21 protein-coding genes and 1 tRNA gene are annotated in these 20840 nt (G+C 67.0%); 8 read left to right on the forward strand and 14 right to left on the reverse strand.

Annotated features, from left to right (window positions below; genetic code table 11):
* The first annotated feature begins 14 nt into the window (after positions 1 to 14).
* On the forward strand, positions 15 to 800 hold the full coding sequence (locus FQ142_RS07835) for an ABC transporter ATP-binding protein (protein ID WP_056418082.1): 786 nt from the start codon (positions 15 to 17) through the stop codon (positions 798 to 800).
* Between the two features lie 91 nt (positions 801 to 891).
* On the forward strand, positions 892 to 1149 hold the full coding sequence (locus FQ142_RS07840) for a type B 50S ribosomal protein L31 (protein ID WP_045254549.1): 258 nt from the start codon (positions 892 to 894) through the stop codon (positions 1147 to 1149).
* A gap of 75 nt (positions 1150 to 1224) precedes the next feature.
* Here the strand turns inward: FQ142_RS07840 and FQ142_RS07845 are convergent, their stop codons facing one another.
* The 3 genes from FQ142_RS07845 to FQ142_RS07855 are packed head-to-tail and all read right to left on the reverse strand — an operon-like array spanning position 1225 to position 4812.
* Complete coding sequence (locus tag FQ142_RS07845) at positions 1225 to 1506, reverse strand: hypothetical protein (protein ID WP_149422883.1); 282 nt, start codon at positions 1504 to 1506, stop codon at positions 1225 to 1227.
* A 53-nt stretch (positions 1507 to 1559) separates the two neighbouring features.
* Positions 1560 to 2807: an alpha/beta fold hydrolase gene (locus FQ142_RS07850; protein ID WP_149422884.1), complete on the reverse strand. Its 1248-nt coding sequence runs from the start codon at positions 2805 to 2807 to the stop codon at positions 1560 to 1562.
* 1 nt (position 2808) lies between these two features.
* The gene (locus FQ142_RS07855) at positions 2809 to 4812 is read right to left on the reverse strand and encodes a DUF262 domain-containing protein (RefSeq protein ID WP_149422885.1); all 2004 of its coding nucleotides are present in this window, start codon (positions 4810 to 4812) and stop codon (positions 2809 to 2811) included.
* Positions 4813 to 4988: 176 nt separating this feature from the next.
* Between FQ142_RS07855 and FQ142_RS07860 the strand changes: the two genes are divergently transcribed.
* Together FQ142_RS07860 and FQ142_RS07865 are read left to right on the forward strand one after the other, a co-directional pair.
* Entirely contained in the window at positions 4989 to 5762 is a 774-nt protein-coding gene (locus FQ142_RS07860; RefSeq protein WP_056418068.1) for a hypothetical protein, read from the forward strand.
* Positions 5763 to 5948: 186 nt separating this feature from the next.
* Positions 5949 to 6452, forward strand: a complete 504-nt coding sequence (locus FQ142_RS07865; protein WP_056418067.1) for a DUF3145 domain-containing protein — start codon at positions 5949 to 5951, stop codon at positions 6450 to 6452.
* A 136-nt stretch (positions 6453 to 6588) separates the two neighbouring features.
* Here the strand turns inward: FQ142_RS07865 and FQ142_RS07870 are convergent, their stop codons facing one another.
* Positions 6589 to 7992, reverse strand: a complete 1404-nt coding sequence (locus FQ142_RS07870; RefSeq protein WP_149422886.1) for a PLP-dependent aminotransferase family protein — start codon at positions 7990 to 7992, stop codon at positions 6589 to 6591.
* A 95-nt stretch (positions 7993 to 8087) separates the two neighbouring features.
* On the opposite strand from FQ142_RS07870, the gene FQ142_RS07875 reads away from it, so the two are divergent.
* A complete protein-coding gene (locus FQ142_RS07875) occupies positions 8088 to 8744 on the forward strand; it encodes a YczE/YyaS/YitT family protein (protein WP_149422887.1) in 657 nt (218 codons plus the stop codon).
* Between the two features lie 131 nt (positions 8745 to 8875).
* Here FQ142_RS07875 and FQ142_RS07880 read toward each other — a convergent pair whose 3' ends face one another.
* From FQ142_RS07880 to aceE, 6 genes are all read right to left on the reverse strand, one after another.
* Positions 8876 to 10114 carry a beta-ketoacyl-[acyl-carrier-protein] synthase family protein gene (locus tag FQ142_RS07880; RefSeq protein WP_056418057.1) on the reverse strand — a complete coding sequence of 413 codons (1239 nt, stop codon included), beginning with the start codon at positions 10112 to 10114 and terminating at the stop codon, positions 8876 to 8878.
* A gap of 90 nt (positions 10115 to 10204) precedes the next feature.
* Positions 10205 to 10453 (reverse strand): acyl carrier protein, encoded by a 249-nt coding sequence (locus FQ142_RS07885; protein WP_017830435.1) that lies wholly within the window; start codon positions 10451 to 10453, stop codon positions 10205 to 10207.
* 68 nt (positions 10454 to 10521) lie between these two features.
* Complete coding sequence (locus FQ142_RS07890; RefSeq protein WP_056418054.1) at positions 10522 to 11523, reverse strand: beta-ketoacyl-ACP synthase III; 1002 nt, start codon at positions 11521 to 11523, stop codon at positions 10522 to 10524.
* Positions 11520 to 12440, reverse strand: a complete 921-nt coding sequence (locus FQ142_RS07895; protein WP_149422888.1) for an ACP S-malonyltransferase — start codon at positions 12438 to 12440, stop codon at positions 11520 to 11522. Before FQ142_RS07895 ends, FQ142_RS07890 begins: the two co-directional genes overlap by 4 nt.
* Before the next feature lie 106 nt (positions 12441 to 12546).
* Complete coding sequence (locus FQ142_RS07900; RefSeq protein WP_149422889.1) at positions 12547 to 13752, reverse strand: PucR family transcriptional regulator; 1206 nt, start codon at positions 13750 to 13752, stop codon at positions 12547 to 12549.
* A 30-nt stretch (positions 13753 to 13782) separates the two neighbouring features.
* Positions 13783 to 16509: a pyruvate dehydrogenase (acetyl-transferring), homodimeric type gene (aceE, locus tag FQ142_RS07905; protein WP_149422890.1), complete on the reverse strand. Its 2727-nt coding sequence runs from the start codon at positions 16507 to 16509 to the stop codon at positions 13783 to 13785.
* 152 nt (positions 16510 to 16661) lie between these two features.
* Here aceE and FQ142_RS07910 point away from each other — a divergent pair.
* Positions 16662 to 16734 (forward strand) — tRNA-Val (locus FQ142_RS07910).
* Positions 16735 to 16770: 36 nt separating this feature from the next.
* Here FQ142_RS07910 and FQ142_RS07915 read toward each other — a convergent pair.
* From FQ142_RS07915 to FQ142_RS07925, 3 genes are all read right to left on the reverse strand, one after another.
* Complete coding sequence (locus FQ142_RS07915) at positions 16771 to 17433, reverse strand: tyrosine-type recombinase/integrase (RefSeq protein ID WP_149422891.1); 663 nt, start codon at positions 17431 to 17433, stop codon at positions 16771 to 16773.
* Between the two features lie 462 nt (positions 17434 to 17895).
* Positions 17896 to 18066: a helix-turn-helix domain-containing protein gene (locus tag FQ142_RS07920; protein ID WP_149422892.1), complete on the reverse strand. Its 171-nt coding sequence runs from the start codon at positions 18064 to 18066 to the stop codon at positions 17896 to 17898.
* Between the two features lie 80 nt (positions 18067 to 18146).
* Positions 18147 to 18371: a hypothetical protein gene (locus FQ142_RS07925; protein WP_149422893.1), complete on the reverse strand. Its 225-nt coding sequence runs from the start codon at positions 18369 to 18371 to the stop codon at positions 18147 to 18149.
* Between the two features lie 110 nt (positions 18372 to 18481).
* Here FQ142_RS07925 and FQ142_RS07930 point away from each other — a divergent pair, with 110 nt between their 5' ends.
* Both FQ142_RS07930 and FQ142_RS07935 read left to right on the forward strand, forming a co-directional pair.
* Complete coding sequence (locus FQ142_RS07930; protein WP_149422894.1) at positions 18482 to 20239, forward strand: hypothetical protein; 1758 nt, start codon at positions 18482 to 18484, stop codon at positions 20237 to 20239.
* A gap of 26 nt (positions 20240 to 20265) precedes the next feature.
* Positions 20266 to 20517, forward strand: coding sequence for a hypothetical protein (locus tag FQ142_RS07935; protein WP_149422895.1), 252 nt, complete (start codon positions 20266 to 20268; stop codon positions 20515 to 20517).
* Here FQ142_RS07935 and FQ142_RS07940 read toward each other — a convergent pair.
* On the reverse strand, positions 20504 to 20821 hold the full coding sequence (locus FQ142_RS07940; RefSeq protein ID WP_262492099.1) for a hypothetical protein: 318 nt from the start codon (positions 20819 to 20821) through the stop codon (positions 20504 to 20506). The two genes, FQ142_RS07935 and FQ142_RS07940, sit on opposite strands and share 14 nt — an antisense overlap.
* Positions 20822 to 20840 lie beyond the last annotated feature (19 nt).

Genomic DNA, 20840 nt, shown 5'->3' on the forward strand with positions numbered 1-20840 from the left:
GATAGGCTGGAGGTATGTCGAGCGCCCTGGAATTCACCGATGTCGTCGTGCGCCGCGAAGGGCGCGACATCATCGATCACGTGACCTGGCAGGTCGACGATGATCAGCGGTGGGTGATCCTCGGCCCCAACGGGGCAGGCAAGACCACGCTGCTCCAGCTCGCCGACACGCTGATGCATCCGACCTCGGGAACCGTCACCGTGCTGGGGGAGACCCTCGGCCGGACCGACGTGTTCGAGCTGCGCCCGCGGATCGGCTTCGCCTCTTCGGCGATGGCCAAGCGCGTTCCGCGCGACGAGACGGTTCTGAACACCGTGCTCACGGCAGCCTTCTCAGTGCTCGGACGGTGGAATGAGGGCTACGAGGACATCGACGAGCGGCGCGCGCTGCGTGTCCTCGCGGACTGGCGCCTCGATCACCTCGCCGAGCGCACGTTCGGAACGCTGAGCGACGGAGAGCAGAAGCGCGTCCAGATCGCCCGCGCGGTGATGACGGACCCCGAGCTGCTGCTGCTCGACGAGCCGACCGCGTCGCTCGACCTCGGTTCGAGGGAAGAACTGCTGGCCCTGCTGAGCGGGTACGCGTCGTCGCCGACGACTCCGGCCATGCTGATGGTCACCCACCACGTCGAGGAGATCCCCGTCGGGTTCACCCATGTGCTCCTCATGCGCGAGGGACGGATCGTGGCCGCGGGCCCGATCGCCGAGACCCTCACCGCCGACGCGCTGACCGAGGCGTTCGGCATGCCGATCGTGCTCAGCAGCGAAGACGGCCGCTACGCCGCTCGCGCAGCATCCTGACGAGCGTCTGGTAAGATCGATCCTTGGTGCGTCGTGCACCGCAGACTTCCCTCGTCCCTGGCACAATCCAGGGCAGCAACTAAGGAATCCCATGAAGACTGACATTCACCCCGTGTACAAGGACGTCGTGTTCCGCGACCTCGGCTCGGGCGAGACGTTCCGCACCCGCTCGACGGTGTCCAGCGACAAGACGATCGAGCTCGACGGTGTCGAGTACCCCGTCATCGACGTCGAGATCTCGTCGGCCTCGCACCCGTTCTACACGGGCAAGCAGCGCATCATGGACTCGGCCGGTCGCGTCGAGAAGTTCAACCAGCGCTTCAAGGGCTTCGGCGGCTCGTCCAAGTAAGGACATCGCCACCACGAAGGCCCCGGTTCTCGGAACCGGGGCCTTCGTCGTATCCGGCGGCCGGGCCGGACGGACTCAGAGGTCGATCGTGATGCGGTCGCCGCGGATGCTGTGGGGCGGGTCGCCCGCCACCGGGGCAGGAGCCATGCGCTTCGTCTGACGATCGCGCTCGATGCCGGCGCCATGGGCCGACGGCATCCAGATCGCGTCGAACGATCCGCCCAGTCCGCCGCCGGAGTTCTCGTACTTCCGCTCGAGGGGCACGCGCGAGTACGCGGCCACGATCACGATCACGACCGCGATCACGACCAGGAGCACGATCGCCACGGTCAGAAGCATCCCCACCGTCTCAGCCATGTGTCCAGGCTAGAAGACTCTTCCGCCGCCGGCATCCGCCCACGGGATGATCCTCAGCGGATGCGCCGTCCGTGAGCGAGGTCGATCAGACGGCTGAGGACGGGGCCGGAGCGGAGACCGTTGTGCTCGTGCTCGCTGGTCACCCACAGTGCGATTCCCGGGAGCAGCCCCGCGGTCTCGAGCGAGTACTCGAGGGGGACGTAGACGTCGTTCGCGTAGACCGCCGCGGCTCCGGTCGCCCCGGACGCCTCGATCGCCACGCGGTCGTAGAGGCGCGGCCACTCGAACTCGGCGAGCTCGAGTGTCACCTCGCGCCAGGGTCGGAATGCGGGGACCGTCTCGGTCCACTCGCGACGGATGTGCTCGCCGGTGAAGAGGGTGACGTCCTCGCGGAAGTCGTCGGGCTCGACACGCTCGGCCGACCACCGGGTCGCGTGTCCGTCGGCGTAGCTCGACTCGTGGAAGGCGAAGTAGAGCGGATTGCGGCCGCTGTACGGCATCGCGTGCATGAGGTCATGACGGAAGGCGTTCGACCTGTGGTCGCGCTCGAGAAGCGACCACAGCGTCTGCCATCCCTCGTTCATGCCGAGGGCCGACCCCACCGACCGCAGACGCGAGCGGGACACCACTTCACCGTCCGGCAGGACGATGTCGCCGGCATCCGCGTGATCCACCAGTCTGCGCATGCGATCGCGGTGCTCGGGGAACCGACGGTAGTAGCGCTCGGAGGCGTCGCGCATCTTGCTGTAGCAGAGGGCGTAGACGTCGTCCGGGTGTCGGCCGATCGCACTCAGGCCGCCCGTGATGAAGACATCGGCCAGCGAGGCGGCATGGGTCGACAGGTATGCGAGCGATGTGAATCCGCCGAACGACTGACCCAGCACGCTCCAGGTGATCGCACCGAGGTGCTCGCGCACCGCCTCGCAGTCGCGCACGATGGCATCGGCACGCAGATGGGTCAGATACTCGGCGACGGCGGCCGAGCCCTCGGCCAGGTCGTCGTCTCCGACCGGAGTCGACAGGCCGGTGCCGCGCTGGTCCAGCATGACCACGCGGTAGTGGGCGAGAGCCTCGTCGAGCCAGGGCGGCGCTGTCGACGAGTGGAACGGGCGGGGCGCCTCGTGCCCCGGTCCGCCCTGGAGGTAGACGAGGAAGGGCAGCGAGTCGCCTCCGTCGCGGGTCACGACGCGCGCGAAGATCTCGATCGTGCGGGTGTCGGCAGGGTCGTCCCACACGAGCGGGACGGTCAGAGTGTGCTCTTCGACGGCGAGGTCGAGCAGACGATGGATGGTCGTGGTCATGTCACATCACATTCCCGATGTAGGAGTACTTCACGAATACCTCCGAGGCGATGTCCGCCTCCTGGAGCACGCCCTGCACAGCGCTCATCATGTACGTGGAATCCCACCCCATGTACAGGTGATGGGTGTCGTCGAGCCGGTCCCACTGCCCTTTCCACGCGGTCCCGTCGTAGATCGGTCCGCCGTGCGCGGCGCAGTACGAGACCGCCGCAGCACGGGTGTCGGTCCACGCACGTCGGAAGACGCGGTTGAACAGGTGCCGGACGTCGTAGACCTCCCAGCGCTCTCCGCGGTATTCGACGTACTCGAACTCGCGCTCCCAGCCCGCGGGCCAGCCACGGCGCCGCACGGCGTCGAGGATCGGGGTCAGACCGTCGTCGTCGATCTCGGTGAGCGCAGGCCGCGCCCAGATGCGCAGGAGCTCGGCCGTGAGCCGCACGGTGCGCTGCGAGATCATGGCCGTTCCCCAGGTCTCGGTCGACTGCAGCGCCGCGGTCTCGGGAACCGCGCTGCGCGCATACGCCGAGGTGCGCTTCACGGCGTACGGCTCGCCGAAGTACCGCTCCGACAGGCTCTGCTCCAGCAGCGTCAGGTTGCCGAGCGTGGGCGCCAGCGCACGGTGGGCGTTTCGCTCGTCGTCGGAGTAGTCGATCCATTCGCGCGCTCCGTCGCCCGACCAGCTGTCGCTGGGGACGGTCGGGACGATGTGCTCGACGTCGAATCCGTCCGTGTCCTCGACGCCCTCCAGCCGACCGAGAACGTACGCCGGGTGGGGGAGCTCGCTGTACTTGAGCACCGCGCTGACCCGCTCGTCCGAGGGGGTGATGCGCGCGAAGGCCCTCTCGAGCGCGTCGGGTCCGTCGACGCGCGCACGGCAGAGCCGGGCGACGAGGCGTTCATTGGGCAGGTTGACGAGCGTCCGTCGCAGGTACATCGCCTGGATCCGCTCCAGGGTGCGGATCAGCTCGTCACGCGGGATGAGCCCCTTGGCGTGGTCGCTGTAGACGCTCAGGACGAGCGGATACGAGGCACGACCGAAGGTGTTCACGAATCGCAGCTGCCGCGCGATCTCGGAGTCCTTCTCGAGAGAGGGATCCAGCAGGATGCCGTAGATCTCCGCGTAGTGCCGCCACACCTCGGCATCCGCCTGCAGATGGTCCACGTCGACGCGCGGGAACGACTGTCGGAACGCGCTGTACACCCCGTGCTCGCCGTTCGCGGCGACCTCGCGTCCCGTCGTCATCACGAGGTAGTGCCGCCAGAACGCGGCGATGTTCTCGCCCGCGTGGCGTTCGATGGGAAGCCAGAACCGGGCCTCGACGTCGAGCTGCTCGGTGTGCGTGAGGCCCATCAGGATGTAGTTGTGGATGAGCTCGTGATCGCGCAGCGGTTCGCCCGTCGAGTTCAGGCTCTCGAAGATCTGCTGAGCGTTCGCACCTGCGCCGAGCGTGATGGACACGTGCTCGAGGCGCTGCAGGCCCCGCCAGATCGTCGCCGCCTCATCGGCATGCACCTGGCTGCGGAAGAAGGCGTAGTTGTCGTCGAAACGCGACTCACGATCGGCGTGGTCGCCCCGATCCAGTACCACCGACTCGTAGAGCTCGGCCCAGGCGTCGTGAGGACGCAGCTTGGTCCTGCGGGGATCGTCGGGGCGCACCAGGACACGGTCCAGTTCCGCGGCGAGTTCGGGAGCGCTGTCGCGCACCGCGTGCTGCAGGGCGGCCACGAGCAGCATGATCGTGGTGATCCGCTGCTGACCGTCGATCAGCACGAGCTCGGTGTCGGCGTCGGAATCGTCGGCGGCCGAGAGGATCGAGCCGATGAAGTGGCGGTGCGACGAGTTCTCGCGGGCGACGGCACGCACATCGGAGAGCAACTGCTCGCAGCCGCCGATGTCCCACCGATACTGCCGCTGATACACCGGGACGACGATGGTCGTGGAGTCCTCTGCGAGCCACTCGATCGTATTGACAGCTGTCGCCTCGACGTTCGTCGCAGTGCTCATGCTGGTGTCTCGTCCTCCCGTAACGCGCGGCGCCGAGGAGTCGCCAGGCGCCCGATTCAGTCTATTCGCTTATTCACGGCGGGCTTCGGCGGCGCTCCAGAGGCGCCCTGTTAGGCTTGCCTTATCAGGGCCTGTTAAAACGTGCTGGCCCCCGATGAGAGGATCTGGTTCAGATCATGGGATACATCAAGTCCGCCGCCCTCGAAGACAAGGGCTTCGTCGTTCTCGACAGCTACGACCAGGAGCTCGACCCCAAGGAGTGGCTCGACATCGAGTACAACGACTGGAAGTCGTCGGGCGACACCCGCTTCGCGCCGCTCGCGAGCGCCAAGGGTGAGATCGAGTGCAACGGCTTCTGGAATCACAAGCCGCCGCGCACCGACAAGGACGGCGTCTGGATCGACTCCCAGACCGCCAAGGCGCCGAACCTGACGCGTCGCGCGCAGGAGCCCGGTGCAAACGTCGGTCGCTGCCGTGTCATCGAGCTGCAGCCCACGCCCTACGGCGAGTGCCTGTACAACCTCCACCAGGATGACAACAACCGTCTGAACCCGGACGGCACCGGATGGGTCGTCCGTGGCTTCTTCAACCTCAGCGACGACAAGGACAGCTTCTTCGTCCTGCGCGAGAACCGCACCGACCCGAGCGTCGAGTACCGCATCGCGCTGCCGGCAGGAGCGCAGCTCATCGTCGACACGCAGCGGCTGTGGCACGCGGCGACCCACGTGGGCAGCGAGCCGCGGTACTGCCTCATCACGTCGTGGACCTCGGGCCCCGAGCTCGACGCGTACATCGAGAAGTACAACGGCACCGACGACGTGCCGAACGTCGAGGTCCCGCAGGACGTCCTCGAGGCCGGATACGCCGAGCAGGCCCGTCGCGACGCCGCCCGCGCCGCGTACTACGCGGCGAAGGGCCAGCAGGTCAAGCAGGCCATGAGCGAGGCGTGATCCTCGTCTGACTCCGTACAGTCAGGTCTGAAGGCCCCGGTCCCCGTGACCGGGGCCTTCGTCGTCGAATCACATGCTTGTGATTTCGCCTGGTCTGGGCGAGAATAGGCGCATAACCGCATATTCACGCCAGTTCTCGGTGTTTCAGGTCGTTGGGGAAGACGCACCTGATGAAACGGAGAGATCATGGCGACGGCTTACGCACGCGGAGTGGTTTTCGTCCACTCTGCCCCTCGCGCGCTCTGCCCGCACCTGGAATGGGCGGTCGGACGCGCTATCGGTCGTGCTGTGAACTTCGACTGGAGCGAACAGCCGGTGCTCGACGGTGCTCGACGCGCGGAGTTCTACTGGGACGGCCCGGTCGGGACGGGAGCCGCTCTGGCGACGGCGATCCGCGGCTGGGAGCACCTGCGCTTCGAGGTGACCGAGGACCCGACGCCCCGCAGCGACGGTGGCCGATGGCTGCACACGCCCGATCTCGGCATCCACTATGCGCAGACCGATGCGGCGGGCAACATCGTGATCGGCGAAGACCGCATCCGCTACGCGATGGAGATCGCCGCGGGCAGTGCGACCGAGCTGCAGCGCGAGCTCGACATCGCGCTGGGCTCTGCCTGGGACGAGGAGCTGGAGCCGTTCCGTCACGCCAGCGACGATGCGCGCGTCGTCTGGCTGCACAAGGTGGGCTAGAGCCCGACACAGACCTGGAGCGGGAAGGCACGAGTATCGGATGCCGGTGACATGTCCCGGACGCCGAGAATGCGAATTCCCGCTCCACATGACGAGGACCCCGCCCCTGATCCAGGGACGGGGTCCTCGTCTGCCCTCAGATGACGGCTGCGCGGGGCGCTTCCTCGCCGGACGTCGACCCTCCGCTCATCACGTGGGACCAGGCGCGGCCCAGACGCTCCATCGCCTCCGTCGTGCGTTCGGGAGAGAGCGTGATGGGGATCCGCAGTCGGCGCTCCAGCACTCCGCCGGTGGTGAAGCGCGGCCCTGGCGGCACGATCAGCCCGTGCCGCCGTGCCGCGAGCGACACCTCGGTCGACACGGGGGCGCCGAGATCGAGCCAGGTTGAGAGTCCGCCGCTCGTGGGCGGCATCGCGACGCCGCCGAGCGCCCCGAGGCCGGACGCCACGGCCGCCCTGCCTGCGCGAAGGCGCGACGCCACATGGGTGGTGAGAGCCGGCATGTCCTGCAGCAGCTCGACGGCGATGCACTGCTCGAGCAGCGCTGTGCCGAGTTCGAACGAGGGGCGGGTGGCGAGCAGTCGGGAGATGAGCGCGCGGTCCGCGCGGATCCAGCCGATCCGCAGACCGCCCCAGGCGATCTTCGACATGGACCCCACCGTGATCACCTGTGGGCTGTGGGCGGACATGGGCAGGGGAGTCCAGCCGCGATCGATGTCGAGCTCGGCGGTCGTCTCGTCGACGATCACATGCGTTCCTGTGCTCCGCGCCGTCGTCGCGATGCGGGAGCGCTCGGCGTCGCTCATGGTCGCCCCGGTCGGATTGTGGAAGTCGGGGATCAGATAGGCGACGTGCGGGCGGCTCCGCAGGAGGGTGTCGGTGACATGGCGCTCGTCCCAGCCGGTGACCTCGACGGGCGTGGGGAGCATCCGGTAGCCGTACCGGTGCAGCGCCTCGAGTGCGTGCGGAAAGGTGGGCTGCTCGACCAGGGCGCGTTCACCGCGGCGTCCGATCGTCGCGAGGATCAGATTGACGGCGTTGACGGCTCCGGAGGTGATGATGATCTCGTCGGGATCGGTCTCGACCCCGCGATCGGTGAACCGTCTGGCGACGGCATCGCGCAGCTCGGGAAGACCGCGCAGCGAGTATCCGCTGGTCCCGCGCAACGCTGCGAGGCGCGGCAGCGACCTCACCGTGGCATCGTAGAGGCCCGGCGTCGAATCCATCGAGGCGATGGAGAGGTCGATCGCGTCGTCATCGTCGGGGTCCGCAAGACGGTGCGCCGTATGCGGCAGCGCGACCCGCGTGCTTCCACCGTGTCGACGCACCACATAGCCGTCGCCCTCGAGGAGTCCGTAGACGCGGGTCGTCGTCGATCGGGATCGGCGCAGTTCGAGCGCCAGGGCCCGTTCGCTGGGCAGCCGCTCCCCGACGGTCAACCGGCCGTCGAGGATCAGCGCGCGGATCTGCTGCGCGAGGGATGCGGCGGTGGCGCCGGCGGCGTTCTGCCCACCCAGCTGCTCGACGAGTCGTGAGGCCATATTCCCATGATGCCGCAAAGTGGACTGGTGTTCGCAAGCCACTTTCCTTCGAGTGGTCTGGACTCGTGCGCGTCGCGACAGTCCACGATGGAACGATGCAGCTCCGTTCCCTCTTCCTGCCGATCTCCGCGACCAGTCGACGCGACCTCGTCGAGCGCGTCGTGCAGCTGCTGGTCGGTCTCTTCCTCTACGGCGTCGCGCTGGGACTGATGGTGCACGGCGGCATCGGAGTGGCACCCTGGGACGTCCTCGCCCTGGGCGTGGCCGGCCAGACCGGAATCGGCTACGGGGCCGTCACCGTGCTCGTGTCGGTCCTCGTGCTGGTGCTGTGGATCCCGCTGCGGCAGCGTGTCGGGCTCGGCACACTCCTCAACGCCCTGCTCGTGGGGCCGAGCGCCGATCTCGCGCTCGCGCTGATCCCCGAACCGCCGTCGGTCTGGGTCGGCGCGCCCATGTTCGTGGCCGGTCTCGTGCTCCTCGCGTTCGCGACGGGACTGTACATCGCGGCGGACTTCGGTCCGGGTCCGCGCGACGGGCTCATGACCGGTCTCGTCCGCCGGACGGGGTGGCCGGTGTGGCTCGTGCGCACCCTCATCGAGGGGAGCGTGCTGGCCATCGGGTTCCTGCTCGGCGGCCCGGTGGGTGTCGGCACCGTGCTCTTCGCCTTCGGCGTCGGGCCGCTGGTCGGCTGGTTCCTGCCCTGGACGACGCGTCTCCGCCAGACACGGTCGCGCCAGCTCGCCCGAGCCTGACGCACGCACACTGACGCACCGACGCACCGACGCACTGACGCACCGACGCACCGACGCACTGACGCACGAGAGCGGCCCCCGGGAATCCCCGGGGGCCGCTCTCGTGCATCGACGTCTGTCGTGCCGCGGTGTCAGTCGGCGTTGGAGAACACGGCGACCGCGTTGTGGCCGCCGAAGCCGAAGGAGTTGCTGATCGCGTACAGCGTGCCCTCGCCGAGAGGCTGCGCCTCACCCGACAGCCTGAACGGCACGGCCGGGTCGGGCTCGGTCATGTTGATGGTCGGAGGAGCGACGCGGTCGCGAAGCGCGAGGAGCGCGAAGATCGCCTCGAGTGCTCCGGTACCGCCGAGCAGGTGGCCGGTGGAGGCCTTGGTCGCCGAGACGGGGATCTCGTCGATCCGCTCGCCGAACACCTTGCGGAGCGCGACGTACTCGTTGGGGTCGCCCACCGGGGTCGACGTCGCGTGCGCGTTGATGTGCGCGACCTGGTCGGCCGTGATCCCGGCCTCGTCGAGCGCCTGCGTGACCGCACGCGCGGCTCCGGTCCCCTCGGGGTCATTGCCGGTGATGTGGTACGCGTCGGCCGTGACGCCGCCGCCGAGCACGTAGCCGTAGATCTTCGCGCCGCGCGCCTTGGCGTGCTCCTCGGTCTCGAGGATGAGGGCCGCAGCGCCTTCGCCCATGACGAAGCCGTCACGGTCGATCGCGCCGGGGCGTGATGCGGTCGCGGGGTCGTCGTTGCGCCGCGAGAGCGCCTGCGCCGAGGCGAAGGACGCCATGGTGATCGGGTGGATGGCCGATTCGGTGCCGCCGGCGATCACGACGTCGGCCAGGCCGTCCTGCAGGTGGTGGAACGCATGGATGATCGACTCGGTGCTGGAGGCGCAGGCGCTCACCACGGTCTGCGCGTACGCGCGCGCCTGGAACTGCAGCGAGAGGTTGCCCGCCGCCGCGTTCGGCATCAGCATCGGAACGGTCAGGGGCATCACCCGACGCGGACCCTTCTCGCGCAGGGTGTCCCAGGCGTCGAGGAGCGTCCAGAGGCCGCCGATGCCGGTGGCGAAATCGACGCCGAGTCGCTCGGGGGCGACCTCGGGCTCACCCGCATCCGCCCAGGCCTCACGGGCCGCGATGAGGGCGAACTGCGATGAGGGGTCGAGCCGCTTCGCCTCGTGGCGGGGCAGGACCTCCTCCGGCCGGACGATCGCCTCGGCGGCGAAGGTGACGGGAAGCTCGTACTGCTGCACCCAGTCGTGCTCGAGGGTGCGGGTTCCGGACTGCCCTGCGAGCAGATTGGTCCAGTTCTCGGGTGCTGTCCCGCCGATGGCGGACGTGGCGCCGATGCCGGTGACGACGATGCGCTTGGTCATGAGTGGTTCCTTAACGGGCGGGTCGAGCAGGGAGAGGGCAAGGCGGAGGATGCCACACCCCGCGGATGCGGGGGTGGCATCCTGCGTGGATTACTCCTGGCCTGCGACGATGAAGGAGACGGCGTCGCCGACGGTCTTGAGGTTCTTGACCTCGTCGTCGGGGATGGTGACGCCGAACTTCTCCTCGGCGTTGACGACGATCGTCATCATCGAGATCGAGTCGATGTCGAGGTCGTCGGTGAACGACTTCTCGAGGGCGACCTCGGAAGCGTTGATGCCGGTCTCATCGGTGATCAGCTCTGCGAGGCCTGCGAGGACCTCATCGTTGGTGAAAGCCATGTGGTCTTCCTCTTTCTTACGGGTTGTATTCGGAACCGTGGAACAGTCTAGGGACAGTCAGGGCGTTGTCAGGGGAGGACGACGACCTGGGCGGCGAACACGAGGCCCGCGCCGAAGCCGATCTGCAGCGCCAGGCCGCCGGAGAGCTCGGGGTGTTCAGCCATCAGTCGGTGGCTGGCGAGCGGGATCGAGGCGGCCGAGGTGTTGCCCGTGGTCTCGATGTCGCGGGCGATCACCGTGGACTCGGGCAGCTTGAGCTGCTTCGCGAACTCGTCGATGATGCGCATGTTCGCCTGGTGCGGGATGAACGCGGCGATGTCGGCCGGCTCGACGCCGGCACGGTCGAGAGCCTCACGTGCGACCTTCGCCATCTCCCACACCGCCCAGCGGAACACCGTCTGGCCTTCCTGGCGGAGAGTCGGCCACGGCACCTCGCCGTCGCGGAACTCCGTCAGGGTGCCGTTCATGCCCACGGCGTCTGCCTTGGAGCCGTCGGAACCCCACACCGCCGGTGCGATGCCGGGCGTGTCGCTCGGGCCGATGAGCGCGGCGCCCGCCCCGTCACCCAGGAGGAACGAGATGCTGCGGTCCGCGGGATCGACGATGTCGGAGAGCTTCTCGGTGCCGATGACGAGCGCGTAGTGGGCGGCACCCGACTTGATCAGCGCGTCGGCCTGAGTGACGGCGTACGCGTAGCCCGCGCAGGCGGCGTTGATGTCGTACGCCGCGGCGGGGTTGGCGCCCACGCGGTCGGCGACGATGGCGGAGACCGAGGGGGACTGCTTCGGGTTGCTGATCGTGGCGACGATGACGAGATCCACCTGGTCGGCGGAGATCCCCGACTTCTCGATGGCCTCGGCGGCGGCGGTGGTGGCGAGGTCGATCGCATCGGTGCCCTTGTCGGCACGCACGCGGGTCACGATGCCGGTTCGCTGGCGGATCCACTCGTCGCTCGAGTCGATCGGACCGATCAGATCGTCGTTCGGCACCGCGTTCTCGCCGCGCGCCGCGCCGTACGAGTAGATGCGCGTGTACGCGGGGCCTGAGATCTGGTTCAGCGTGGCGCTCATGCGGCGTCTCCGTTCAGCAGCGCGACGGCCGCATCGAGGTCATCGGGGGTCTTGACGGCGACGGCGGGGATGCCGCGCAGGCCGCGCTTGGCGAGACCGGTGAGAGCGCCGGCGGGCGCGAGCTCGATGAGTCCGGTGATGCCCTGATCGGCGAACGAGGCCATGCACAGGTCCCAGCGCACGGGGGAGGAGACCTGGTCGACGAGATAGTCCAGCGCCTGCCCGCCATCCGTGACGACGGATCCGTCACGGTTGGTCCACAGCGTGAGGTCGGGGTCGGACGGGGTGATCGTCGAGACGGCGTCGCGCAGAGCGGTCACGGCCGAGGCCATGTACGAGGTGTGGAATGCGCCCGCCACCTGCAGCGGGATGACCCGGGTGCCCTTGACCGGCTCGGTCGACAGCGCGTCGAGCCCTGCCAGCTCTCCGGCGACGACGAGCTGCCCGCCCCCGTTGTAGTTGGCGGGGGAGAGCCCGAGCTCGCTGAGGCGGGTGAGGATCGTCTCCTCGTCGCCGCCGAGCACGGCGCTCATGCCGGTCGGTGTCTGCGCGGCGGCTTCGGCCATCGCGCGGCCACGGATGCCGACGAGTCGCATGCCGGTCTCGGCATCGATCACACCGCTGCCGACCAGCGCGGCGATCTCGCCCACGGAGTGGCCGGCGATGCCATCAGCCCTGCGCCCGGCGCGCGCCGCGAGAGCATCGGCGGCGATGAGCGATGCGGCGACGATGAGCGGCTGCGCGATCTGCGTGTCGCGGATCGTGTCGGCATCCGACACCGTTCCGTGCTGCTGGAGGTCGACCTCGGCGGCGGCGGAGTAGGTGGCGAGTTTCTCGGCCACCCCGTCCAGCTCGAGCCAGGGGGAGAGGAAACCGGGGGTCTGCGAGCCCTGTCCAGGGCATACGACGACAATCACATCCCCAGTCTGCCAACGATCAGCCCGAAGTGGTGGATGATCCATCACAAGATTCCGAAGATCCCTTGTGTGTGGCGAACAGCGGAACGGCCGCGGCCCGTCGGATTCAGCGCGGGGTGCGACGCAACGGAGGTCGGCGACGCACGTTCTCGGCGGCACCGATCGACCCGAGGATCAGGGCCGTCTGCAGGATCAGCGCTTCGCGGGGCCCGGTGGCGTCCCAGCCGATGACCTCGCTGACGCGCTTGAGGCGGTAGCGCACCGTGTTCGGGTGCACGAAGAGCTCGCGCGCCGTGGCCTCGAGCGATCGACCGTTGTCGAGGTAGCTCCACAGCGTCGTGACGAGATCGGTCGAATGTGCCTGCAGCGGACGGTAGATGCGTTCGATCAGGGTCTGCTTGGCGAGCGGGTCGCCGGCGAGGGCGCGCTCCGGCAGCAGATCGTCTGCTTCGACGGGCCGCGGGGCGCTGCGCCACGCGCGTGCGACGGCGAAACCCGCGAGGGCCGCGCGTGCACTCTGGCTGGCGTCGACGAGGGCGGCGACCGCGGGGCCGAGCACGACGTATCCCGGGCCGAACGACGGTTCGAGTCTCGCCGCGATCTCCTCGAAGCCGAGTTCCTCCTCCTCGTTCTCGGGGGCCTCCTGGCCCTCGATGCGCGCGCGGCCGATCACGAGCACGAGTCGAGAGCCCTGGACGCCGATGAGCACGTCGACCGCGAGCTTGCGGGCGGTGCGCCGCACGAGGTCGACGTCGAACTGCGGCGGCGTCGTGCCCACGAGCACTGCGACCTCGCCGTGGCCGTGCCAGCCGAGCGCGGCGATCCGACTCGGAAGCTCTTCGTCTGCCTCGCCGGTCAGGATGGAGTCCACCACGAGGGCCTCGAGACGGGCGTCCCAGAGCCCTCTGGCTTCGGCGGCCCTCGCGTAGACGTCGGCTGCGGCGAAGGCGACATCGCGCGAGTAGAGCAGGATCGCCTCGCGCAGATCTGCGCCCTTGCCCGCGACGCGCTCCTCGGTCACCTCGACGGTGACGCGGATGAGCTGCAGCGTCTGCTGCAGGCTCACGCTGCGCAGGAGCTCCCGCGGGGCCGCGGCGAAGATGTCGGCGGCGATCCACGGCGTCGAGGTCGGATCCTCGTACCACTGGATGAAGGAGGTGATGCCGGCCTGAGCCACCAGCCCGACCGCAGAGCGGCGGGCTGGTGGCATCACGGCATACCAGGGGAGGGTGTCCTCGAGTCGCTTGATCGTCACCGAGGCGATGTCGCCGGAGATGCGGCGCAGCCAGGTGAGCGTCGCGGTCTTATCCATACCGCGCGAAGAGGATCCTGTCACCGATGGTCAGCTCTCGCCGCCCGCGTTGCCGCTGGTGCCCGCGTTGACGTCGTGCAGGCTGTACTTCTGGATGGCCTGCGCGGCGAGCGAGCGATCGACGACGCCGTCTTCGGCGAGCGACTGCAGTGTGCGGACGACGATCGACGGGCCGTCGATCTTGAAGAAGCGACGCGCCGCGGCACGCGTGTCCGAGAACCCGAAGCCGTCTGCGCCGAGCGTCGCGAAACGCTGAGGCACCCACGGCCGGATCTGGTCCTGGACGGCGTGCATGAAGTCGCTCACGGCGACGACCGGACCTTCGGAGCCCTGCAGCTTCTGCGTGAGGTAGGCCGTGCGCGGCTCTTCCTCGGGGTGCAGGAAGTTGTGCTCGTCGGCGGCGAGGCCGTCGCGGCGCAGCTCGGTCCATGAGGTGACCGACCAGACATCGGCGATCACGCCCCAGTCGTTCTTCAGCAGCTCCTGCGCCTCGAGGGCCCAGGGGAGTCCGACGCCCGAGGCGAACAGCTGGGCACGAGGTCCCTCGCCCTCTCCGACCGAGATGCGGTGGATGCCGCGCACGATGCCGTCGACGTCGACATCCTCCGGCTCTGCCGGCATGACGATCGGCTCGTTGTAGAGCGTGATGTAGTACATGACGTTCGGGTCTTCGTGCGCGCCGCCGTACATGCGCTCGATACCGGAGCGCATGATGTGGGCGATCTCGTAGCCGTATGCCGGGTCGTAGGAGATCGTGGCGGGGTTGGTCGCGGCCAGCAGGTGCGAGTGACCGTCGGCGTGCTGCAGACCTTCACCCGTGAGGGTCGTACGGCCCGCCGTGGCACCCATGATGAAGCCGCGTGCCATCTGGTCGCCGGCCGCCCACTGTGCGTCACCCGTGCGCTGGAATCCGAACATCGAGTAGAAGAGGTAGACCGGGATCAGCGGCTCGCCGTGCGTGGCGTAGGAGGTGCCGGCCGCGGTGAACGCCGCCAGGGCACCCGCCTCGTTGATGCCGACGTGCACGATCTGACCCTGCGGGCTCTCCTTGTAGGCGAGGAGCAGCTCACGATCGACCGAGGTGTAGTGCTGGCCGTTCGGGTTGTAGATCTTGGCCGTCGGGAAGTACGCGTCCATTCCGAACGTGCGGGCCTCGTCGGGGATGATCGGCACGATGCGGTGACCGAAGTCCTTCGAGCGCAGCAGGTCCTTCAGCAGACGCACGAACGCCATGGTGGTGGCGATCTCCTGCGTGCCGGACCCCTTCTTCGGCAGCGCGTAGGCCGCGTCGCCGGGGAGCTCGAGGCCCACGTGGGTCGAGCGGCGTTCCGGCAGGAATCCGCCGAGAGCCTGGCGGCGCTCGAGCATGTACTGGATCGTCTCGTCCTGGGGCCCCGGGTTGTAGTACGGGGGCAGGTACGGGTTCTCCTCGAGCTGCGCATCCGTGATCGGGATGTGCATGGCGTCGCGGAACGTCTTGAGGTTGTCCAGCGTCATCTTCTTCATCTGGTGGGTCGCGTTGCGGCCCTCGAAGTGCGGACCCAGGCCGTAGCCCTTGACGGTCTTGGCGAGGATGACGGTGGGCTTGCCCTTGTGCTCGGTCGCGGCCTTGAAGGCGGCGTAGACCTTGCGGTAGTCGTGGCCACCGCGCTTGAGGTTCCAGATGTCGTCGTCGGAGTAGTCCTTGACGAGGGCGGCCGCGCGCTCGTCGCGGCCGAAGAAGTGCTCGCGCACGTACGCGCCGGACTCGGCCTTGTACGTCTGGTAGTCGCCGTCGGGGGTGACGTTCATCAGGTTGAGCAGTGCGCCCTCGGTGTCGCGGGCGAGCAGGTCGTCCCACTCGCGGCCCCAGACGACCTTGATGACGTTCCAGCCCGCTCCGCGGAAGAACGACTCGAGCTCCTGGACGATCTTGCCGTTGCCGCGCACAGGGCCGTCGAGGCGCTGCAGGTTGCAGTTGACGATGAACGTGAGGTTGTCGAGACCCTCGTTGGCTGCGACCTGCAGCTGACCGCGGCTCTCGACCTCGTCCATCTCGCCGTCGCCGAGGAAGGCCCACACGTGCGACTGCGACGTGTCTTTGATGCCGCGGTTCTCGAGGTACTTGTTCGACATCGCCTGGTAGATGGCGTTGATCGGACCGAGGCCCATGGAGACGGTCGGGAACTGCCAGTACTCCGGCATCAGACGCGGGTGCGGGTAGGAGGGGATGCCGTGCGGTGCGTGCGACTTCTCCTGACGGAACCCGTCGAGCTGGTCTTCGCTCAGGCGTCCCTCGAGGAAGGAGCGCGCGTAGGTTCCGGGCGAGGCGTGGCCCTGGATGAAGATCTGGTCGGCGCCGCCGGCGTTGTCGGCACCCTTGAAGAAGTGGTTGAAGCCGACCTCGTAGAGGGCCGCAGACGAGGCGTACGTCGAGATGTGCCCGCCGACGCCGATGCCGGGGCGCTGCGCACGGTGCACCGTGATGGCCGCGTTCCAGCGGATCCATGCGCGGTAGCGGCGCTCGATCTCTTCGTCACCGGGGAACTCGGGCTCGTTCTCGGCAGCGATCGTGTTGATGTAGTCGGTGGTCGGAACCATCGGCACGCCCAGGTGCAGCTCCTTCGAGCGCTTGAGCAGGCTGAGCATGATCTCGCGGCCACGACCGTGGCCCTTCGCGTCGACGAGCTCGTCGAGCGACTGCTGCCACTCACCGGTCTCCTCCGGATCGCTGTCGAGGGGGCCCTGGGAATACGGATCCTGGTCGTGCACAGTCACGGGGAGCCTTTCGTCAAGCTGGCAGGTCATGCCAATGAAACGGGAAGCGACGCGGGCAGCCTTGTCGGCTGTGCACAACGCGTGCCGCCCTCAGCCTAGCCCTGTTCCACGACATCGGTGCGCATCGGGTCGTCTGTAGGATGGAGTCACCAGGGCCTTTAGCTCAGCTGGTAGAGCGCCACGTTTACACCGTGGATGTCGTCGGTTCGATCCCGGCAGGGCCCACCTGGATCTAGTCCCGGAATCTTGCGAGAGAAGGGCTCAGACACCGTTCTCAGTCTTCCGACGCTTGCATTGCTGCGTCCCCCCGGCGTCCCCCAGAACGACGTTCATGCGAGCCAGCGCCGCTGCGTCGGCATCAGATCCCATGTAGTGGGCGCAGAGATCGGCGGTGAGCTTGGCCGACGAGTGCCCCAACCATGCCTGCACGGTCTTCAGGTCCACTCCGTTCTGCAACCAGATGGTGGCGGCAGTGTGTCGGAGATCGTGGACACGACGGCCCAGATTGACGTCAGTCCAGTGGCTATCACGGGTCCAGTTTCGACCTGTGCGGGCTGCGCCCACGGTGTTCGGGAAGACGAGAGCGTCGGGCCGCATGCCGCGGATGCGAGGCAGGATGATGGCGGCGACGTCGTCCGCCAGCGGGATTGTTCGAGCCTTGCCGCCCTTGGTGACTGTGCGCACCGACTGACCGTCAGACTTCGACCGACTTATGTGCAGGGCGGGGCACAGGAGCTGCTGCACGTCCCGTACGCGGAGATCGGCCAGCTCACGCCAACGCAAACCCGTGAGGCCCAGTGCCAGCACGATGTCGGCGTTCGTCGGGTTGGTGTACCTGAGCATGTCGGCGTGGACAGCCCGAAGCTCGGAGAGGGTGAACGGGAAGATCTCGCGCTTGGCCTTGTGGGATGTCCCCTTGGGCACCTGAGACTCGGATTGCGGTGTTCTTGTTGACGAGCTTCGTTGCTACAGCCCATGAAAAGAACGCGCTGTATACCTGCCGGTATCGCACGACTGTGTCGCGGCTGAGAGTGCGAAGGAGCGTCCCGTACAGCCCCTCTAGATCCTTGGCCGTCAAGGCGCTGATCGGACGGTTGCGTAGGGCCTTCACATGCCCCAGGGCGGGCCGCTCGGTGTCGTTGAACGTCTTCGTACCCACTGTGCCCTCGCGGTCGCTGCGCCAGCGATCCATCGCCGCGCCCAGTAGCTCTTTGCCAGCCTTGGGATCTACGAACTCACCCAGGTAAAGCGCACGCTTCTGGGAGGCCTCCCACAACTCTGCCTCCCCCTTCTTGTCGAAGGTTCGGTCCGCCACCACATTGCGACCGCTCTTCACTCGGACCCGGAACCGGAAGGTGCCGTCCTTGCGAACTACCTTGGATATTGTCACCGCTCATTCTCCTTGACCGATTGTTCGACCGACTCGGGCCGGTATCTGTAGATGCCCTTGACTGTGAGCACCGGAGGCCCATCGCCGGAGCTGCGCCATCGCGAGAGCGTAGGTTCAGAGACTCCAAGCAAGGTCGCTACCTCCTTGCTGCTGAGAGGTGTTCGCATGTCGGCCTCCGTGGGTATTCGGCTGTTGACCGTGATACGCGGACGGGGGACCGTTCATACACCCTGACAACACGGTTCGCTCACTTTGTTCTGGGTACTTGGCCCGCGGCCCATCGCTCTACGTCCTCCGGGGTCAAGGTGTACCCGTGGCTCAGGGTCACCCTGCTGATTGCGTCCATGGCGTTGTAGAGGCCGTAGTCGTTGGCCACGGGCAGTCGCGAGCGAGAGCGCGAGAGCGTGAGGCCCTGCACTGCGAGGCGTCGTCGCATGCGGTTCTCCCACGCCTTGAATTCGGGCGGCGTCATGTCGTTGTGATCGACCATCGTTTCCCTCTCGTACTTGAAGCGTACTGGAAGCGTACTAGGAGGGCGGTCGAGTCGGGAGATAGTCTGTGACGACCTGAGAAAGGACGTCGATGCCCACCTACGACTGGTCGTTCATGTCTCACCGCAGTGGGGAGTCAATCGAATCCCTCGTGGCCACCCTGCTCCGCCTGGAGTATTCCGATGCGCGGCAGGTGAACCCGTCGCAAGGCGATGGAGGGATCGACATAATCCGGGAGACGCCAGACGGCGTGATCGTTTGGCAGGTGAAAGGGTTCACGACGGCGTTGTCGAGCAGTCAATTCCGGCAGGTGAAGAGTTCGTGGGTTCGATTCAATGAGGAGCACGTCGGGGCAGAGCGGCCACCCGTCCTTGAATACCACCTTGTGACTCCATGGACGCCTACCGAGGAGCGGCTAGGCGAGTTTCGAGACATGGTGGGTGAGGCAGGCTTCAATTGCGTTTGGGACGGAGACGCCTATTTGAGCGGTCTGGGGGATCGGCATCCCGCCACGATGCACCGCTTCACATACGGCGACGGTGCGTTGGAGCAGTTCGTCAACCAGAAGGCCATGATCGCGTCGTCGCCGGTCGAGCGTGCAGATTCCATCTCGATGATGAGCGCCATCGAGACTAGGCAAGATGCGCTGAACGAGTTACGGGATCAGTTAGACGACAACTACCGAATCGAGCATGGCACGTTGACGGTGAGCGGCGAAGGTCCTCCCATGCCCCCTGGTCTGTCCGATCCAGCCATCTTCCATCGGATGGAGTATCTGGGTGACGGCAGATGGAAATATCAATCAGTGGTCCCGCGTTCTGCCGATGCGACGTCGGTGGACCCCGTGTCCTGGGATGTGACCTTCTTGGAGGAAGCGGGGTCCGAAGGCGCAGCTGCTATCCAAGAATGGGCGGACTGGGGAACACCGTTCCAGAACGTCCGCGGGCGGGTGCGCATGATCGGTGGTCCACTCCCTGACCCCGCCGACGACATCGACGAGCGCGAATCTCGGCTGTCCTTCGCGGAGGTCAAGAGAGCAGATCCGCCGCCGCTTTACCTGCGCTGCCTCACTGCTGCTGGGGACACTCGGTTTCGATTCCGCCTCATTCCTCGAATCCGTACTACCGGAGCGAAGACCGGCTGGATGAAGCTGGTTACTGAGACGCCAGAGGGGATCATCCGGTTTGACATCCGCATCAAGGGCGAGGAGGGCATGCAGGTAAACGCCGAGATCGGTCAGCTCCACGGTAAGGACCCCGAGTCCGTGCTGGCTGAGGCGCGCGTACTGCTCCAGGTGGCGGAGGGCGACGTATTCTCCGTAGAGATCAACCAGACCGCTCCATTGTTCAAATCTCACGGGACAGTACTGCCCACCGCGCTGGAAGGTACCGTCGTGCCGATGGCGGACGCCTTGTCGTCCCTCCAAAGCCGTACGAGCGCGGAGCTGCGAATGCCAGACATGGCTAGCATCACGGATAGTCAATTCGGCCTGCTACTGCGGTATGCGTCGATCTATGGAGGAACAGCGCACGTGTGGCGTTGGCGCGAAATTTCGATCTACGCGCCGACAGATGTCTCTGAGATCCCTGCCTTCATCGAACAGATCGGAGAGCTACTCGGGGGTAAGTACATCCCCGTCTATGTCGAGGAACCCGTGTTCAAGCTCGGTGAGGACTCGTACAAGATCGACCATCCACTCGTTACTACGCGCCACTCGGTGCGGTTGGTTGAGGGGCAAGACTTGGACGCGGTGCAACCAGGCGAGCAGATTCGGCTGGGGCCGGGCGCTGACGAGAAGGTGACGACAGCAATGGTTGTTGACTGGACGCCGGGAACTTCTGTCTTCTGACGGCGTCCAGGCCGTAGCCTTAATCCATGACAGCTCCCCTGGACCTTGACGAACTGCTCGCCCAGGAGGAAGCGGAACACGCCTTCGCCGCTCGGCGGGATGCGCGCATGCGGGCGCTGTGGGCAGAGGCTGAAGCTGCGCTTCGGGCAGACATCGGACTCGTGATCGAGCTGGCCGAGATGGCTTCTGCAACTGCACGCGGTGAGCGCGTCATACCGACTGAGGCGCGCGCGGCTCGCCGTCTTCGCCAGGAAGGCGCGCAGCTCAGTCGTCACTGATCGTCACGGCGTTCCCCCACACCCAGCATCTGAAGGTCTCGTCGTCCCCAAGGAACTCGATACCTGCTGCGAGAAGCGTCGAGCGCATGATCTTGGCATCCACACTGACGGCCTCAGCGCCAAACCGCACCCATGCTCGCACTCGGCGCTGGAGAGCATGCGGATAGACCGTGACGGGATGCTCGCGCAGGGCTAATTCGCGATCGGAGAGCGACTGGAGAGACCCGCGCTTTGCTGCGGAGGAGATGGCGGCACGCGCGCTGCGGATGTCGTTCGCTGCCTTCAGCCGGTCGCTCGCTCCCACGGCCCGCCTCCTCTCGCGG

The sequence above is a fragment of the Microbacterium sp. ANT_H45B genome (genome assembly GCF_008369345.1).
Lineage (GTDB): Bacteria > Actinomycetota > Actinomycetes > Actinomycetales > Microbacteriaceae > Microbacterium.